Consider the following 17,594-nt stretch of genomic DNA (forward strand, 5'->3'; position numbering starts at 1 on the left):
ATCGTATCGGTGTCCCGACCGCGACGCGATCCATGCCACGGTACAGATCAGTCACGTTTCTGAAAGGGTCCGTTCCGGGTCGCACAGCCGACGAGCACAGCCGTACTCTTTTGTCGGTCCGCCGGAGACACACGATCACACATGGACGAAGACGCGCTCGAGTATCATCGGACCGATCCGCCGGGCAAAATCGAAATCGCGACGACGAAGCCGACGAACACGCAGCGGGACCTCTCGCTCGCGTACTCGCCCGGCGTCGCCGCGCCGTGTCAGGAGATCGACGCGGACGCGGGCGAGGCCTACCAGTACACGACGAAGGGGAATCTCGTCGGTGTAATCTCCGACGGCTCGGCGGTCCTCGGGCTGGGCGACATCGGCGCGCAGGCCTCCAAGCCAGTCATGGAGGGCAAAGGCGTGCTGTTCAAACGGTTCGCCGACATCGATGTCTTCGACATCGAACTCGATCTGGACGACACGGACGCGTTCGTCGAGTCGGTCGCCGCGATGGAGCCGACGTTCGGCGGCATCAATCTCGAGGATATCGCAGCGCCGGACTGCTTCGAAATCGAAGAGCGACTCCGCGAGCGCCTGTCGATTCCCGTCTTCCACGACGACCAACATGGCACCGCCATCATCAGCGGTGCTGCCCTGCTCAACGCCGTCGAGATCTCCGGGAAGGACCTCACGGACATCGAGGTCACCTTCGCCGGCGCGGGCGCGGCCGCGGTCGCGACGGCCGAGTTCTACGTCTCGCTGGGCGTCCGTCGGGAGCACATCACCATGTGTGATATCGACGGTCTGCTGACGACCGAGCGGGCCGAATCCGGGGACCTGGACGAGTACAGCCGGCAGTTCGCTCGAGATCTCCCCGAGGGCGATCTCGCGGACGCGATGCGGGGTGCCGACGTGTTCGTCGGCCTCTCGGCCGGCGGCATCGTCAGTCAGGAGATGGTTCGGTCGATGGCCGACGACCCGATCATCTTCGCGATGGCCAACCCCGACCCGGAGATCGGCTACGAGGAGGCCAAGGCCGCCCGCGACGATACCGTCATCATGGCTACCGGCCGCTCGGACTATCCGAACCAGGTGAACAACGTTCTGGGGTTCCCGTTTATCTTCCGCGGTGCGCTCGACGTCCGCGCCACCGAAATCAACGAGGAAATGAAAGTCGCTGCGGCGACGGCGCTGGCCGATCTGGCCACGCAGGACGTCCCGGACTCGGTGGTCAAAGCCTACGGCGACCAACCGCTCCAGTTCGGCCCCGACTACATCATTCCCAAACCCCTCGACGCCCGCGTGCTCTTCGAGGTCGCTCCCGCGGTCGCACGCGCGGCGATCGACTCCGGTGCGGCCCGTATCGAGTGCGATATCGACGAGTACGTCGAACGACTCGAGGCGCGCCTCGGCAAGTCCCGCGAGATGATGCGGGTCGTCCTCAACAAGGCGAAAGCCGACCCGAAGCGCATCGCGCTGGCCGAGGGAACTGACGAAACGATCGTGCGGGCGGCGTCCCAGATCGTCGAACGGGGCATCGCGGAGCCGGTCCTGATCGGCGACGCGGACGAGGTGCGGCGCACGGCCGCGAACCTCGGCCTCGAGTTCGAGCCGACCGTTGTCGATCCCGAGAGCGGCGATTACGAGGCGTACACCGATCACCTCTACGAGCGGCGGAAGCGAAACGGCATCACGCGCCGCGAGGCGGAGTCGATGATCCGCAACGACACCGACTACTTCGGGAGCGTCATGGTCGACCGCGGCGACGCCGACGCGATGCTCACGGGACTGACGAACCACTATCCCTCGGCGCTCCGGCCGCCGCTGCAGGTGATCGGCACGGCCGACGACGCCGAGTACGCCGCCGGCGTCTACATGCTGACGTTCAAGAACCGCGTGCTCTTCGTCGCCGACGCGACGGTCAATCAGGCACCCAACGAGGACGTCCTCGAGGAGGTCACCCGCCACACCGCCGATCTGGCCCGCCGGTTCGACGTCGAGCCCCGTGCCGCCCTGCTCTCGTACTCGGACTTCGGCAGCGTCGACAACCAGGGGACGCGCAAGCCCCGCGAAGCGGCCCGCCGGCTCCGTGAGGACCCAACCGTCGAGTTCCCCGTCGACGGGGAGATGCAGGCCGATACCGCCGTCGTCGAGGAGATGCTAACCGGCACGTACGAGTTCACCGACCTCGAGGAGCCCGCGAACGTGCTGGTCTTCCCGAACCTCGAAGCCGGGAACATCGGCTACAAACTGCTCCAGCGGCTGGGCGGGGCCGATGCGATCGGCCCGATGCTGGTCGGTATGGACGAACCGGTCCACGTGCTCCAGCGTGGTGACGAGGTCAAGGATATCGTGAACCTCGCGGCCGTGGCGACGGTCGACGCCCAAGACGACGGGCCCTGATCGAGCGTCGTCGAGTGCGATAGGAGTCCCGGCTCAGTTGGCACTCGCCAGGGCGACCGGTTCGCCCCACCGGGTGGACCCGTGGAGCGCCTCGATGATCCGTCTGTCCTGCGGGCTGTGTCGCCCGTCGGGGAAGTTTCGCCGTCGCCCAGCCCGTTCAGCGTTCCTGAACGCCCGCAACGCGGGGAAGTGTGGCGAATCGCGACTCCCCTTCCGGAAGGGATTACAAGCGTATAATTGTAATTAGCACCGCCCGGTATGGGACTCGGACGACGGGTTCGCTGTCGGGATTCGATCCAGACCTAACTCACACGTGATGTTTTCTCTCTACTGTCGAAAATAGATTACTTATCTCGTCGGCCGATTCGGCTCGAGCGGGTCGCCGACGTGGCGTCGGTGCCGATCGGTCGGCGTCCCGTTCCGGCGTCCCTCGGACCGGCTCGTTCCCCGCCAGCTGGCCGGTTATCAGTCGGTCCCTACACCGCTGTACTCCCTCGTTTCGCGCGTAACCGAAGGCCGAATCCGCAGTCGACGAGCGTTCGCACGTCTCGGGGTTCGATCGCCGAGGGCTCGGTTGCGGAACCCGACTCACACCTCCTCGGAGGTGGACCTCGACGGCTCGAGCGAGGCGCTTCGTCGATCGGCCTCGGTCGACAAACCTACCACTTCGAATTGTATTCTGTTAGTAAGACATATAGACAATCAGGTTGGAGCGCGGTCCAACAGGTAGATCGCCGCGGCCGCGCCCCATTCGGCTGCCGACTCGCGATATATGAGCCGACCGCCTATACTTTTGTACTTCCCATTTAATCATCAAACTATGCGAGCAGCCGTACTCGAGAAACATGGGGAACCGCTCTCGGTGGAAGACGTCGACTACCCGGACCCGCAACCGGACCAGGTCATCGTCGAGACCGAGGCGTGTGGGATTTGTCGCAGCGACTGGCACGCCTGGCAGGGTGACTGGAGCTGGATCGGTGCGGGGGTCCCGGAAGGCCAAATCCTCGGCCACGAGCCCGCTGGCGTCGTGTCGGCGGTCGGCGACGATGTCGAGACGCTCGAGGAGGGCGACCGCGTGGCGGTACCGTTCCACCTCGGCGACGGCAGCTGTTCCCACTGCCGCGAGGGGCGAGCGAACAACTGCGAGACGGTCATCCCCCTCGGCCTGTCGGAGTTCGCGCCGGGAGCGTTCGCGGAGGCCTTCCCGGTTCGGGAAGCCGACTTCAACTGCGTCAAACTCCCCGACGAAGTCGACTTCGCGGAGATGGCCGGCCTCGGCTGCCGGTTCATGACGGCCTATCACGCGCTGGCCGACCGCGCCGACCTCCGACCCGGCGACTGGGTCGCGGTCCACGGCTGTGGCGGCGTCGGGCTCTCGGCGATCCACATCGCCCAGGCGCTGGGCGCACACCCGATCGCGATCGACGTCCTCGACAGCAAACTCGAGCGCGCCGAGGAACTGGGTGCCGTCGAGACGATCAACAGCACCGAGGTCGACAGCGCGCCGGGCGCGGTTCAAGAGATCACCGGCGACGGTGCCGACGTTTCGATCGACGCGCTGGGGATCGCGGAAACCTGCCGGAACTCGGTCACCAGCCTCGGCACCCGCGGCAGCCACGTTCAGGTCGGGCTCACGACCGGCGAAGAGGAGGGCCAGATCGAACTCCCCGTCGACATTATGACGATGCAGGAGATCGACTTCCACGGCTCCTTCGGCATGCCGCTGGTCCGCTACGAGGAACTGTTCAACCTGATCGCACAGGGCACGCTCGAGCCGAGCAAGATCATCGGCGAAACGCTCTCGCTCGAGGAAGCACCGGAGACGCTAGCATCGATGGACGACTACGAGACGGTCGGCATTCCGGTCATCACGGAGTTCTGACCCGCTCTCGAACCCCGACCGATCGACAGGATCGGTCACCGACGCAGCATCGCGAGCGGCGACCTCCGGGAGCCGTCGCTGTTCGACACTGATATCGCGAAACCCGGGCGGGGCGGGAACCGCCCTAGGCGTGAGAGACATGAGCGTACTCGAAGCGGGGGCGAGTCCACGTCGAGCGATCCGGGCACGAACGCACGCAATCGGCCGGTCAGCGCGTCGGTCTGCGCGTGTACCCGGCGGGGCCTTTCCTCCCCGCACGTCGCCTAACGGACGGGTCAGGTATTGTTATGCGGCGGTTTGGACGCCGGTAGCGCGCCCGAACCGACGACAGGTTCCGTCTACGCCGTTTGTAGACCGCTGCTACGGTTCGAATTCGTCGATGTCGCCTCGTCGGGCGACATTCCGATGCGCTGGGCCGCCCCGATAGTGGTACGCGGCGGGTGCTTGCTTGCGACGCCACTAGAGGGATGGCGCTGGGAATGGTTCGAGCGCGTATGACTGACGGCGCTTCGCCACGCCCGGTTCGGCTCGGTATCGTCGGCCTCGGATACATCGGTACGACCGTCGGCGGGCAGTTCCACCGCCATCCGGACGCGACCGTCGAGGCGATCTGCGATCTCGACGCGGACCGTCTCGAGCGAGTGGGTCGGGAGTTCGACGTGCCGGGCGACCGCCGCTATGCCGAGTATCCGGCGATGCTCGCGGCCGCGCCGCTCGATGCGGTCCTGATCGGCACCCCCCACACCCTCCACCACGAGCAGGTCGTCGCCGCCCTCGAGCGTGACTGTCACGTCTACTGTGACAAGCCGCTGACGACCGATCTCGGACGGGCACGCGACCTCGTCGAGCGGGTCGAGCGGAGCGACCGGACCGTGATGGTCGGCTACCAGCGACACCTCCAGACGGCGTTCCGAACCGCCCACGAGCGGTTCGTCGATCGCGAACCGACGTGGCTGACAGCCTCGATCACGCAGGACTGGATCGACGACTCGCAGGGGACCTGGCGGCTCGAGCCCGACCTGTCGGGTGGCGGCTTCCTGTACGATACCGGGAGCCACGTCCTCGACGGCGCGCTCTGGACGACCGGCCTCGAACCGGTCTCCGTCGCCGCGAGTATGGACTTTCACGACGACGACCGCCGGGTCGATCGCCGCGCCCACCTCGACGTCGAGTTCGCGAACGGGGCGAGCGGCACGTTCTCCTTTCACGGCGACGCGCCGTCGGTTCGCGAGCACATCCACCTCTGGGACGCGGAGGGCGCGGTCTATCTCGAGGGGACGCAGTGGGGGTCGCGAACCGTCCGCGAGATCGATCCTGACGCCGGGGAGTACATCCCGTACGTCGATCCCCGTGGCGAGCGATCCCGCGCCGACGCCTTCCTCGAGAGCATCGAGGCGGGGAGCGAACCGCCGGCGACGGTCCGGGACGCGCTCCGGGTAACGGCGTTGACCGAGGCGGCGTACGAGGCGGCGAGGACGGGTGACCGCGTCGCTATCGGTCCCTCGGCGACTTCCCTCGATGGAGACGGGTGATCGCGGGCCCCGGAGTCCCCGTCGGCAGCGAGACACCACCGAAACCCGGACCACGGTAACCGGCTCGTTCCGTCGGGAAAGCGGTGTTTGCAGCGGCCGGATCGGTTCGCGGGATGTCGCCGCCGATCCCGGTCGTATCGGGCGATTATGCGAGTATTACTGGCGTTCGGCCCGGCTCGAGCGACGGCGGCTGGCGGTCAGGCCCGCCCGCGCCCGTGTTACCGACCGCAACCCGGGTAAAACCGTGATAGGCGGTCGTCGCTTTCGGTTACAAGCCGGATAACTACAACCGGTGATGGCTATCGAACGGGTATGATCACCTGCACTAACTGCGAGACCGCCCAGTTCCTGCAGATCACGCAGAGTCGCGTCTACTTCGAGGACGGCGAGATGATCAACGAGATTTCCGAGACCTACGAGTGTACCCTCTGTGGCGCGACCGGGAAGTACGTCTACGACGACGACAGCGACGAGGAGACCGTCTCCGGGGAGGTCGAACACACGACCGAGCGGCCGAAATACGCCTGACTGGCGGCCCCCGTTCGGGGGCACAATTGACCGACACCGGACCGCGATTCGATCCCAGTAGCGGGCCGGACGTTCGGATTTACCGTCTCGTTTCGAGCGCGACTCGTTCGGCTTCACTCGCACCCGAACAAGAGAGCGACCGGTCTCCTGACGCGTGACCAGTCCGGATGAGACAGTGCGTTGCGCCGCCGCTCGAGGCGACGGGTGCGATGGGAGCCTTTTTCAGTCCGTTTCGTCCCGGCCCGGTCGATCGTCGCGGGCGCTCCCGACGCCGAGTTCGGTCACCCCCTCGTGCTCCGAGTCGGGCGCGGAGTCGTAGTACAGCCGCCGACCAGCGGCCGCCTTGCGGCGGTGTGCGTCCCAGTCCTCGAAGAGGCCGTATTCGTTCATCGTCTCCATCCCGGCGATCGCCGCAGTGAGTTTGATCCCGACCAGCGGAACCTCCGCGACCGAGACGATCACGTCCGCGCGGAGGATCGCGCCGTCCCTGAGCAGTACGTCGAGCACGTCGACGAGGCTCTCGTCGTCCTTTCGCGGTCTCATGGTCGTGAGTTCGCGTGCTCGGTCGCGGTTCCGTCGCCGTCATCGCCGAACTCCGGCGCGAACGTGTACGGCGGCCACGGGCCGGTGAACCGGACCTCGAGCCCGTCGTTTGCCGCCACGTCGTCGAGGATCGAGCCGATCGCCCCCTCGTCGTCCTCGTGGGCCAGCAGGGTGAGCCGACAGAGGGTCTCCCCGTCGTCGCTCGCGGTCGAGCCGCTGCCGGCTACGTCGTCCGACAACTGCGCACTCGGCGACCGCTCGAGCGCGTGGACTTCCCGCGCCTCCGCTGCCAGTCGCTCCTGGAGGTCCGCGGTCACCGACTCCCGGCGGGCCGCCCGGCGTTCGGTCAGCCGCTGCTCGAACTGCTGCTCGAGCAGGAAGGCCGTCCCCTCGTCGGCGTCGGCGATCCGCTCGTCGAGTTCGCGCAACCGCTCGTCGCGCTCGAGCAGCGCCGCGTCGTCGATCGGGTCGATCTCGACGACCTCGACGCGGTATTCCCAGTGGTCGGCCAGGCCGTCGAGCGCCCGCTCGAGGGTATCCCGCTCCTTGCGGAGCCACTCGCGGACGCCGTCATCGTCGCCCCGAAGGATCGTATCGAACTGGAACGGGATCGGCGTCCCGAAGGCCTGACCCGCCTCGTCGACGACCGTCTGGTGGCGGACGAGCCAGCGCCTGATCTGGGCGAGGTCGCCCGAGTCGTAGATGCCGTCGCAGGCGTGGACGACCGCGCCGATGCCGTCCGCGGTGACGATCGAACCCGGCTCTCCGTCGACGCCGGTCGTCTCGAGCGTGGCGTCCTCGTCGGCCCGAACGAGACAGTAGAGGTACCGTCCCTCGTCGATCGCGGGAGCGTCGGCCGGCTCCGCAGCTCCCGCCCCCGCGGTCGTCTCGAGTCGATCGGCGGACCCGTCACGGTCGCTCATTCGGACTCACCTCCGAAGACGGAGTGGCCGGGGCTCGTCGTCGGCTCGCCGTGGAGTTGTTCGATCGCGTCGTTGACCAGCCCGTCCAGATCGCTTCGAAGATCGTCGACGCCGTCCTCGATCCCCTCGTCGGCTTTGAGCCGGTCGATCTCGGCCTCGATCCTGGCGAGTTGGCCGCCCAGCCGCTCGATCTCCTCGTCAGTGAGGGTCCCCGACTCCATGCGCCGGACCGCCTCGCGCTCGAGGGCGTCGATCAGGATCTCGACGACGGCGATAACCAGCGTCATCAGCCCGTCGCGCGCGTCCTCGCCGTCGCCGACGTCGATCGCCGTCACGACTCGTCACCCGCCGATTCGGTCTCGGCCTCCGCTTCGGGAGCGCCCTCGTCGCTCGAGTCGCCGTCGGCGTCGTCGCTGAGCAGGTCGAACCCGCCGCTGGTCGGCTGCCCGGGGTCGGGCCTGGAACCGAGCCGCTCGCTGACCATGGTCTCGTCTGCGACGGCCCGCTCGCTCTCGGTCGACTCGCCGCCCTCGTCGTCGCTCGAGGACCCCGCCTCGCCGTCGGCGTCGTCCGCGGCCGTGATGTTGACGCCGCGGGTCGGATCGATCACCGGGTTCGGACGGTCCTGCTCCGCGATCTCGGGGTCGTCGACCGCCTCGGCGACCCGACGCATGTCGGTTCCCTCGGGGAACTCGAGGCCGTACGTCGCCGCGGTCTCGAAGGACGCGATGGCTGCCCGGACCTGGACGCCGAGCAGTTGGGTATCGCCGATCGAGACGGCGATGTCGGCGTTGATGACGATCCCCTTGTCCAGCAACATCTCGACGACCTCGGCCAGATCAGCCTTCTGGCGGCTGGGCTGGAAGTCATCGACCATCGCGATCACCTCCGGAACGGGTCACCGCGGCGCAGTCGGTCGTCGCACTCACCTCGCTGTCGGTCGGTCGTCGGAGTGGTGGGTCAGTCATTGGGTTGCCTCCGCTGTCGTTCGCGCTTGAGTTCGAACCGCCGGCCGTAGATCCGCTTGCGGCTGGGGGCCGTCGAGAGCTTCACGTCCTGGGGCACCGTCGCGTACCGGGCCCCGCCGCCGAGGTCGCGCCGGTCGACGGGCATCGTCGAGGCCGCCGTCGGGTTCCGCGAGTTCGTCCCCCTGTCCTGGCGGCGCATCTTCTCGCGGTTGAACTCGTACAGGTGCTCGAATGCCTCGTGGGTCTCGAGCAGCGCCGTCCGGAAGGCGTCGATGCCCCGCATCGCCTGCTGCTGGATGGCGACCTGATAGGCCGCCGGATCGTCGGCGACATCGATATCGCCGAGGGCTTGCTTCGCCGCGGTACCGGCGTCCATTCCGGTGTCGAGCACGCCGTCTCCGTCGTCACCGAGCAGCCCGTCACCGTCGTCGCCGGTCGCGATATCCGACACCGCATCCTCGACCAGTCCGGCGTCGTCGCCGTCCGCGAGTTCGTCGAGAGCGTCGTCCAGTTCGCGTTTGTTCTCCCAGACGGCGGTCAGGTCGGCGGCGTTCCAGGCGTTCAACAGGTCGATCGCGCCGATCAACTCCGTGACGTCGACGAGGTCGGTGACGCCCTCGTCCTCGGTGGCCAGCACGTCCGGGGCCGCCCCGAATTCGATCGCGTTGAGGAAGGCGTCCCCGTCGACCGCGTCCGGTAACTCGCTCAGATCGAGCGCCTCGAGCAACTCGCCGACTTCCTCGGCGACCCGTTCGAGGGTATCGAGGTCGCCGACGAGCGTTTCGATGGTGTCGTCGTCGAGGTCGTCGATCGCCTCGCTGTTCGCGAGGGTCTCCTCGAGTCGACCGAGGCTCTCTGTCGCGTCCGCGATCAGCGCGTCGAACGCCGTCTCGGTGTCGTTGTCGCTCATTCGTCGTCCTCCTCGTCCGTCGATCCCTCACTCGCCGCCGCACCGGGCCGGATGCGAACGGTGAGGACCCCGTTCTTGATCGTCGCGCTCGAGTCCGGTTCCTGCCAGGGAACCTCGATGCGGTCGATTTCGATCCCCTCGACGGCGACGACGAGCATCGTCTCGTCGAAGCCGACCGTGATGTCGTCGGGATCGGCACCGGCGACGTCGGCGGTGACGAGCAGTTCGTCGTCGTCCGTTCGGGTCGCCACGTTGTGATCGCTCGAGGGACCCGTCGATCGGCAACGACGGTCGCCGCCGTCGCGGTCCCGGCGGGCATCGTCCCCGGTTCGATCGAGCGGCGACTCGGCAGCGAAATCGTCGGCCGATCGGATCGAGATGTCGTAATCGAAAATCGTGCGGTCGCTCCGTCGCCGCCCCGAGGTCGACGCCGAGCCGTCCTCGAGCGATTCCAGCGCGGACAGCAGGCTGGAGAGCCAGTGGTCGTCGTCGGCTCGGTAGTCGTCGGGCGATTCGTCGCGGTCGTCGTGCGGGGGCGTCTCACTCATTATCGTTTCACCTCCACGCGGCCGCTCGAGAGGCGTTCGTGGACCTCGCGGGCGGTCTCGAGTTCCGCCTCGAGTTCCTCCTTGCGACGCCGGTACTCTGCTTCGGGGCGCTCGCCGAGTTCGTACAACAGTTGGTTCTCCTTGAGGGCGTCCTCGAGTGCCGCCATATCGTACAGTTCGTCGAGCGCGATCGAGTGGAGCGCGTCGATGATGCCGACGAACGGCCGAAGCAGGAGGTCGTCGAGGATGAACATGGTTACTGTTGGGCTCCGATTGTCACGTCCACGAAGCTGTAGGGCGCGAACGGACCCGTGTACTGGACGATCACGTCGTCGTGGTCGGCCTCGAAATCGGCGACCGCTTCGTCGAACGCCTCGCGGTCGTCCTCGGCGACGAGATACGAGCGGTTCAGCACGAGTCGATCGCTGAACAGGCCGTTGGCGACGGACTGGTCGGCGATCGGTTCGAAGCGATCCGCGGCGTCCGCCTCGATGGCCTCGCGGTCGATATCGGCGTCGGCCTCACTGACGAGCTTGAGGCCGAGTTCGACCCTCCCTTCGATGTCGTTCATCGCGCGCCTGAACGCCGGTCGCGCCCCGCGGAGGACGTTCTTCAGTTCCCGGTCGCTCTCGAAGGCCATACCGAACTGCATCGGGACGACGGTCGTCCCGCCGTCGTAGGCCATGATTTCCCGGAGGACATCGTCGTGGCGCTGTGCATCCTCGTCCGTCTCCTCGGGGTCGGTGGTGTCGATATCCGAGACGACGGCACCGAGCCGGCGATGCGAGATCGTATAGACGCGATCGGCACCGGCGACGGCCTCGGTTTCGAACTCGACGGTGTCGCCTTCGACGACGCCGTAGACGTATCGGTTACTCATCGTTTCAGTGGGTGCGATAGCAGTACTCGTCCGAACGCTGCGGGCGAGCGTGCTCGAGTATCGTCGTCGAGACTACACCACCGCACCGGGTTACCGTGATGCTTGCAGACGCAGCCCACATCGCTCCCTCACCGGCGAGTCCGCTAACGTCGCATCGACGGAGACTCGGTCACACCGGCTTGCAGTCGCAGTCCAAGCCGTGTTACGAACTGCCGGACAAGCACGGGTGTATGGCACACCCACAACGACGGCCCGACTCTTCGAGCCTCGCGGAAGTACTGGACCGCGTCCTCGACAAAGGCGTCGTCATCGATGTCTGGGCGCGCATTTCGGTCGTCGGGATCGAACTGCTGACGATCGAGGCCCGCGTCGTGGTCGCCTCGGTCGACACCTTCCTGCACTACGCGGAGGAGATCGCGAAAATCGAGCAGGCCACGGCGGAGGGCGATCTCGAGGAACTCGAGAAACTCGAGGTCGAACCCCGCCCCGAATCGTCGCCGAAGTCGGCGGAGTAACTCTCCATGGTCGACGATACGTCGCGCAAGCGAACGGTCCGCGGCACGAAGATCAGGGCCAGTCGGGAGCAGAAGGAGGGCCGCAAGGCGAAGAAAACGCTCGCACGGGCATCGAATGCCGACGAACGCAACGGCGACACCCCCCTCTCCGACCCCGAGGAGGTCGTTCCCGAACCGTTCGTCGAGACCGACGCGGTCCGGTCGCTGCGCGGCAGGATCAGCGGCTGGCTCGAGGCGGACCAGCCGGTCCACCTGATCGGGCCGACGGGGAGTGGCAAGACGGCGCTCGCCCTGTCGGCCGCCGCCGAGCGCGACCGCCCGGTCGTCTGGCTCAACGGCGACGAGGCGGTCGACACGGAAGCGCTCGTCGGCTCCCACGCCGGCGGCGAGCGCTACGAGGAACACGACCGGTACGTGAGCGGTGTCGACAAGAAGACCCAGATCGTCCGCGAGCGCTGGGTCGACAACCCCCTCTCCGTGGCCGTCCGGGAGGGTGCGACGCTCGTCTACAACGAGTTCTCCCGCAGCGACCCCGCCGCCCACAACGTCTTGCTCTCGGTCTTCGAGGAGGGCGTTCTCGAGCGACCGGGCAAGCGCGGCGAGGACCGGACGATCGACGTCCACCCCGAGTTCCGGGCGATCCTCACCTCGAACGACGTGGAGTACGCCGGCGTCCACGAACAGCAAGACGCCCTGCTCGATCGGTTCATCGGCGTCCACGTCGACTACTACGACGCGGAGACCGAACGCGAAATCGTCGGCGCGCACGTCGACCTCTCCGCGGACGATATCGCGGCCATCGTCGAGACGACGCGGGCGCTCCGGGACGCCCTCGAGATCGTCGTCGGCACACGTGCGGCGATCACGGCCGCGACGGGATTGGCCGTCTTCGACGGGCACGACGGGGACGGCGAGTTCGACGACGAAACGCTGCGCCGCGTCTTCACGGACGTGCTCACGCCGAAGGTCGCCGGCGAAGGCGGCAGCGATATCGACGACCTGCGATCGCGGGTCGCCGAGACCATCTGACGCGACGCGGCGGCGATCGAACACAGAACGGACCGCAGACCACACCACGAAAATGGCCGAAGCCGACGCCCAATCACGAGAGCAGTGCAAGGCCCTCACCGAGGACGGCGAGCGCTGCTCGCGCCCCGCCCGGGACGACGGCTTTTGCTACCAACACGACGAGAGTGATCCCACAGTGAGCGACAGTCAGCCACCCCAATCGGAGGACCAGGCCGACGAACAGGCCGACCGCGGCGAGGTCGACGAACCGCGATCGCGCGGGACGACGCCCATGACCGCGGCCGAGAAGACGGACCCCGACGAGGTCGAGGCGGACATCGATGTCGACCAGGCGGAGATCGCGGGTATCCTCGCCGTTCGGCAGACCGTCCGGTCGACCGCCACCGACCTCATCGGCCACGAGTTCGACGGCGTCAGCGAGATCACGCCGACCGACGAGGGCTGGCGAGCCGTCGTCGAGGTCGTCGAGCGCCGGGCCGTGCCGGACACGCAGGACATCATCGGCCGCTACGAACTCGAGCTCGACCCCAGCGCGACCGTCCACGGCTACCGCCGGGTCGACCGCTATCGGCGCGGCGACACCGCCCAGTTCGAGTAACGCTCGAGCGCTCAGTCCGGGCGTCCGCCGTCGGCGGCGAGCGCCGGGCGATCGCCGGGATGCGACGACTCATCCGGGCGATAGTCACAGCATCGGCCGGGGTAGTAGCGTCGGGCGAGGACCTTCGCGGCGTTGCAATCCGCGGCCACGGTGTCGACGTGGCAGTTCGAATTCGTGCATCGAACGATCGTGTTCAGTTCTCGAGTCCCGAGGACGCCGCAGGCGTGACACTCCTGCGTGGAGTAGGCTTCGGGGACCGCGGCCACCGGGAGTCGGTACTCGGCGGCGACGGTCCGGAGCCGGAGGTGTGCCGCTGAGAGGAGCCATGTCGAACCGCGGTGGGCGTTGGGAGCGGTCAGCCACGCCCACAGGTCCGGACTGTAGTGGCTGTCCTCGGTGACCAACACCGGATCGTCGTAGGCGGTCGCGTACTCGCAGACCGTCCGCGCCGCGGCATCGAGGGCCGCGACGAGGGCGTCGCGACGCTGTTGGACGTAGGCGGCGATGGTCGGTCGATCGTACGAACTGGCGAGCACGGCGGCGGCCTCGCGGCGGAAGTCGTCGAGTCGCTGGCAGAGGTCGTCCCCACAGACCGCGTGCGCGCCCCGCCAGTCCGGGAGGTCGATCGGGCAGGCCGTATAGATGTTGTATTCGCCGATGTCGACACCGATCGGGGTTTCCTCGCGGTCAGTTCGGGTCCCGTCGATGGAGGCGGAGTGGAGCGATGCGTCTCTCGCGTCGGGGCTTTCAAGGCCCCGTGAAGTGTCGTTTGACATGGCTTGCGTCCCATGGCTACGCGAGCCGTGCGGACCCGGTGTTGGTGGCACCGGTCCGCATTTTCCGAGCGGACCAGGACAGGCAGATCCGCGTGTGGCTCGCGTTATCGGATAATACCCGTTCCACTGAAATAAATGTGTTGACGATACCGTAAATTGAGATTGATGGTATTGACTAAACATTCTAGGCTACCGACAAGTGTAAGGAGAACTCCGACAGTGTAGGGGTAATGAGGAAGCGGGCGGACTGGATGGTCAAAGCCGACGAGATCATCCTTGAGATCCTTGAGGGCGGTCTCATGCTCGGCCCCACAGCGATCGCGAAAAACGGCGATCTGTCTCGTCAGCACGTGACAAATAGATTGTCTATTTTGGTCGCGTACGAATTCGTGGAGCGAGTCGAGGACGGATACTACCGAATCACCGATCGTGGACGGCTATGGCTCGAGGGCGAGATTGACGCGAGCGAACTCGAACCGAAGTAATGGGAGCACGAACGACCTAGCCTGCGTTTCCCCGGTTTGTTTTTAATCACTCCTCCCTCAAAACAGATCGTCAGATAGACCTTCCAATTTATTCCATCATGTAGTATTTCCCATTGTGAGTATCAATTCGAGAATTGTAATAAAAACATACGCACATATAACTGTCACAATGATATGTAATATATTATTTGAGATCCCAATTGCTGGACTTACGATATCAGAGACTGTCACGGCAATTGTCATTCCCACAATATAGGCTATTGTTCTCTTTGACCAAAATTTTCTCCGCTCCGTGCCCATAATAGTTGACTTACTTATATGATTAAAAGACTGGTGCTTTAGGCTGTGTTTCTGGACCTGCCGTGAACACAGGCTATTCGATGACCTTTCAGATCATCCGAACGATGTGTGCTTATAAATTCGCTCACCAGACCCAAAATATGATGAATTTCCAGACAATAGTCTATTCAATATACACACGACAATCGGCAACTCGTGTGCATATTAGGGAATCGGATTCTGTCGACGTGCGACCCCAGGCAGTTGAATCAGGATAACACTTCAACATCTTCTATTTATAGAATGATTGGCCGAGCGTCAAGATAATTATAATATCACCCAACTTTTGCTGCGAGTTCTCGCTCACGAGTGCAACGCTTGTAACTTTCCCGCAGCGGTATGTTCTCCCAACGTATGGTTCAGTTGCAGCTATACTAGCCGATAAGGAGTGGAAAGGTAAAATCACATCCACAACATGTGAAAGACAGGTCAGCCACTTAGCCTGCGGTAGCGAAATTCGAGAGAACAGACACCGAATCAGTCCATGTCGAAGTCATCAAGGGAGTGCTCGCCTTCCTCGAAATCCTCCTTCGCACGCAAGAATGCAATCTCCCCGGTTTCCTCCGGAACCTTCGAATCGATAAACTTCTCTCGCACCATTGATTTGATAGCGCCCGCATCTTCCGAACCCCACATTATCTTATAATCACGCTCATCTACAACATCAGAATCCTCCTTCAAAATTCCATGCTTGAGCCCAAACTCAAGCAAGATGTCAACCTGATCCTCTGCTAGAGACGTCATCGCACCACGATCATTCCCAAAGTAAATATTATCTAAAAATGCCTCCTCAAACTCATTTTCATAGAATTCCTTTGGATTCTCCTTATCACCCAGCTTGTCCAAATAGAGATCCAAACACACCTCCCCGACCGGGAAGACAGGGTGTGACGTGAGAGAATACTTGATGTCATCGTTCTCAGCAGCTGTGGGATCAATTCCCCGCTCACAAAGTTGTTGGAAGTCGGGAACAGCCATTTTTCCATCGTGATACGTTATTGTTTTAGCATCTTCCATCTCTTCTTCCTCTTCATTATATTCTGCTGAACGAAGCAACTTCCAGACAGCGTAGTACTCAGGATCGGTACCAGCCTTTAGAATCCGGACATCGGCATCAGGAATATCGATATCGCGCGTGATAGTCACGTACTGCACCGTTCCCAATTCCAAGCCAGAACAATTGATATGCGTTTTCAGGGCCTCCATCATCTCATCATCACTGGCCAGTTCGTGTGTTTCGTTCACCCCAGACATCCACTCAGTGTAATTATGACCCCCAACACAGCAGGAAACAAAACACAGGTGAACGCTATTGGACTGGAATTTTGCCAGCAGTACCTCCGCATTCGAGTCCCCGAACTCATACAGTGGATCAACAACAGTAGCCTCAAACCCGGCTTGTCCAGAAGAAAACGCATTCACAATATCCCGAAATAGCCGATACTCAGCTTCAAAATTCGACTGGAAAGACCGCTCGTAACTCTCGCGTGCACCTTCCTCGTCGATCGAGTTTACCTTCTTGCGGAATAGTTTCTCAAAGTCCTTCTTGTCTTGTGGCCCGAGCTGCTGATAGTACTCGTTATCGTAATGTTCTGGCCCTCTCATTCATGCGACCTTCTTCGGCTTACAATCGGCATCGAAGTGATCACTGATAAAGTTATACAGTCTAAGTGACTGATCAACATCAGTGAACTCTCGCGGGTAGATCCGAATATCGTTCCCCTTTGTCTTCATCGTCGTACGCTCCTGCGTGGTATCGTCAATAACTTCTGCTTCAAAGGATCGGATTTCTGGCTGCAAATAGCAATCTGCAACGCTGAATTCCCAAAATGAACTGTTCAATTGGGTTGGCAGTGACTTGATGGGCTCTGCTGAAATACCCTCCTCAATTTCCACGGCCCACGGTCTACTTACCGTAAACTGCTCTTCTTCGGAAATGAAAGCACTTTCCGTTTGTTCGTAGGAGCCAGTATTTGCGTACCGCACGACCTCTTCCACTCTCTCAATCTCCTGCTTCAAGCACCCCCATAACGTCTCGAGACCACCCTTCGAGTGCACGAACGTCCCATCGCTCTTTATTTTGAATTTGAACTGGTTCGGGCACTCAAACGTCATAATGGACGGCAACACGCCGTAATTGTACCGCATCTCTCGATACGTTTCTAGCCCATCATTAGCCCGATACTGGATCGAGCGTTCTGTATCCGGTCTCCGTTGCGCTGTAATCGGTTCATCAGCAGATCGACGAGCGCTAAAGAAGGGAATCATCACGTTCTCGTGCTCCGAGACAATCGCCTTCCGTGTCTCATCGATCTCACGCTTCGACAGCATCAACCGTCCAACGTTCTGGGTTTCCTGCAAGAACCGGATGATGGTGGGTGGGATTTGATCGGTCTTATTCGCGTTCGTTAGGAAGATCGGTGCAGTGTTGTCAAGGAAGATATAGCTATAGACCGGCTCTTCATCAACCGTCGTGTGTATCCGTAGCAGATCGTCATTCTCCTCAAGGACGTTGAACCGCTGTTTGAGTAGTGGGGCGAACTTGGCTGGGTCGTCCAAGTTGTTCACAGCAGCAATAATGTTGAAACTCCCTGTCAACTTCTCCTGCCGGTACTGCTGATCAAGGTAGCTGATGAAGGACTCTCGACTCTCGAATTCCAGGCCACTCAGTCCTAGGAAGTCACCAGTCGTATCACTCACTGGTCTTGCACCTCCTACGAGATGCGGGAGAAAGCGAACTT

Annotated in this window: 19 protein-coding genes; 8 read left to right on the forward strand and 11 right to left on the reverse strand. The window is 63.3% G+C overall.

Annotation, left to right across the window (positions count from 1 at the left end):
- Positions 1-141 precede the first annotated feature (141 nt).
- The 4 genes from FGF80_RS02830 (at position 142) to FGF80_RS02850 (ending at position 6,339) form a co-directional block, all read left to right on the forward strand.
- Entirely contained in the window at positions 142-2,397 is a 2,256-nt protein-coding gene (locus tag FGF80_RS02830; RefSeq protein ID WP_138652111.1) for an NADP-dependent malic enzyme, read from the forward strand.
- Positions 2,398-3,217: 820 nt separating this feature from the next.
- Positions 3,218-4,279, forward strand: a complete 1,062-nt coding sequence (locus tag FGF80_RS02840; protein ID WP_138652113.1) for a zinc-dependent alcohol dehydrogenase family protein — start codon at positions 3,218-3,220, stop codon at positions 4,277-4,279.
- A 494-nt stretch (positions 4,280-4,773) separates the two neighbouring features.
- On the forward strand, positions 4,774-5,811 hold the full coding sequence (locus FGF80_RS02845) for a Gfo/Idh/MocA family protein (RefSeq protein ID WP_138652115.1): 1,038 nt from the start codon (positions 4,774-4,776) through the stop codon (positions 5,809-5,811).
- 312 nt (positions 5,812-6,123) lie between these two features.
- Positions 6,124-6,339 (forward strand): hypothetical protein, encoded by a 216-nt coding sequence (locus FGF80_RS02850; protein ID WP_006184751.1) that lies wholly within the window; start codon positions 6,124-6,126, stop codon positions 6,337-6,339.
- Positions 6,340-6,561: 222 nt separating this feature from the next.
- On the opposite strand, the gene gvpM is transcribed toward FGF80_RS02850, so the two are convergent.
- The 8 genes from gvpM to FGF80_RS02890 form a co-directional block, all read right to left on the reverse strand.
- The gene (gene gvpM / locus FGF80_RS02855) at positions 6,562-6,882 is read right to left on the reverse strand and encodes a gas vesicle protein GvpM (protein WP_006184750.1); all 321 of its coding nucleotides are present in this window, start codon (positions 6,880-6,882) and stop codon (positions 6,562-6,564) included.
- Positions 6,879-7,805 (reverse strand): gas vesicle protein GvpL, encoded by a 927-nt coding sequence (gene gvpL / locus FGF80_RS02860; RefSeq protein WP_138652117.1) that lies wholly within the window; start codon positions 7,803-7,805, stop codon positions 6,879-6,881. The genes gvpM and gvpL overlap by 4 nt, the downstream gene beginning before the upstream one ends.
- Entirely contained in the window at positions 7,802-8,140 is a 339-nt protein-coding gene (locus FGF80_RS02865; RefSeq protein ID WP_006184748.1) for a gas vesicle protein K, read from the reverse strand. The genes gvpL and FGF80_RS02865 overlap by 4 nt, the downstream gene beginning before the upstream one ends.
- Complete coding sequence (gene gvpJ / locus FGF80_RS02870) at positions 8,137-8,682, reverse strand: gas vesicle protein GvpJ (protein ID WP_138652119.1); 546 nt, start codon at positions 8,680-8,682, stop codon at positions 8,137-8,139. Before gvpJ ends, FGF80_RS02865 begins: the two co-directional genes overlap by 4 nt.
- Positions 8,683-8,765: 83 nt before the next feature.
- Entirely contained in the window at positions 8,766-9,683 is a 918-nt protein-coding gene (locus FGF80_RS02875) for a hypothetical protein (RefSeq protein WP_138652121.1), read from the reverse strand.
- On the reverse strand, positions 9,680-10,231 hold the full coding sequence (locus FGF80_RS02880) for an Hsp20/alpha crystallin family protein (protein ID WP_138652123.1): 552 nt from the start codon (positions 10,229-10,231) through the stop codon (positions 9,680-9,682). The genes FGF80_RS02875 and FGF80_RS02880 overlap by 4 nt, the downstream gene beginning before the upstream one ends.
- Entirely contained in the window at positions 10,231-10,485 is a 255-nt protein-coding gene (gene gvpF, locus FGF80_RS02885; protein WP_006184744.1) for a gas vesicle protein GvpF, read from the reverse strand. The genes FGF80_RS02880 and gvpF overlap by 1 nt, the downstream gene beginning before the upstream one ends.
- A gap of 2 nt (positions 10,486-10,487) precedes the next feature.
- Complete coding sequence (locus FGF80_RS02890) at positions 10,488-11,111, reverse strand: GvpL/GvpF family gas vesicle protein (protein WP_138652125.1); 624 nt, start codon at positions 11,109-11,111, stop codon at positions 10,488-10,490.
- 230 nt (positions 11,112-11,341) lie between these two features.
- On the opposite strand from FGF80_RS02890, the gene gvpA reads away from it, so the two are divergent.
- From gvpA to gvpO, 3 genes are read left to right on the forward strand one after another with little or no spacing between them, the layout of a single operon-like run.
- Complete coding sequence (gene gvpA, locus FGF80_RS02895; protein ID WP_006184742.1) at positions 11,342-11,626, forward strand: gas vesicle protein GvpA; 285 nt, start codon at positions 11,342-11,344, stop codon at positions 11,624-11,626.
- A 6-nt stretch (positions 11,627-11,632) separates the two neighbouring features.
- Entirely contained in the window at positions 11,633-12,655 is a 1,023-nt protein-coding gene (gvpN, locus tag FGF80_RS02900) for a gas vesicle protein GvpN (protein WP_138652127.1), read from the forward strand.
- Positions 12,656-12,707: 52 nt separating this feature from the next.
- On the forward strand, positions 12,708-13,253 hold the full coding sequence (gvpO, locus tag FGF80_RS02905; protein ID WP_006184740.1) for a gas vesicle protein GvpO, halophile-type: 546 nt from the start codon (positions 12,708-12,710) through the stop codon (positions 13,251-13,253).
- An 11-nt stretch (positions 13,254-13,264) separates the two neighbouring features.
- Here gvpO and FGF80_RS02910 read toward each other — a convergent pair whose 3' ends face one another.
- Positions 13,265-14,029 carry a zinc ribbon domain-containing protein gene (locus FGF80_RS02910; protein WP_238705339.1) on the reverse strand — a complete coding sequence of 255 codons (765 nt, stop codon included), beginning with the start codon at positions 14,027-14,029 and terminating at the stop codon, positions 13,265-13,267.
- Between the two features lie 230 nt (positions 14,030-14,259).
- On the opposite strand from FGF80_RS02910, the gene FGF80_RS02915 reads away from it, so the two are divergent.
- Positions 14,260-14,514, forward strand: a complete 255-nt coding sequence (locus FGF80_RS02915; protein ID WP_006184738.1) for a winged helix-turn-helix domain-containing protein — start codon at positions 14,260-14,262, stop codon at positions 14,512-14,514.
- An 816-nt stretch (positions 14,515-15,330) separates the two neighbouring features.
- Here the strand turns inward: FGF80_RS02915 and FGF80_RS02920 are convergent.
- Entirely contained in the window at positions 15,331-16,458 is a 1,128-nt protein-coding gene (locus tag FGF80_RS02920) for a hypothetical protein (protein ID WP_138652129.1), read from the reverse strand.
- Entirely contained in the window at positions 16,459-17,553 is a 1,095-nt protein-coding gene (locus tag FGF80_RS02925; protein WP_006184736.1) for a hypothetical protein, read from the reverse strand.
- Between the last annotated feature and the right edge of the window lie 41 nt (positions 17,554-17,594).

The organism is Natrinema pallidum, from assembly GCF_005890195.1.
GTDB lineage: Archaea > Halobacteriota > Halobacteria > Halobacteriales > Natrialbaceae > Natrinema > Natrinema pallidum.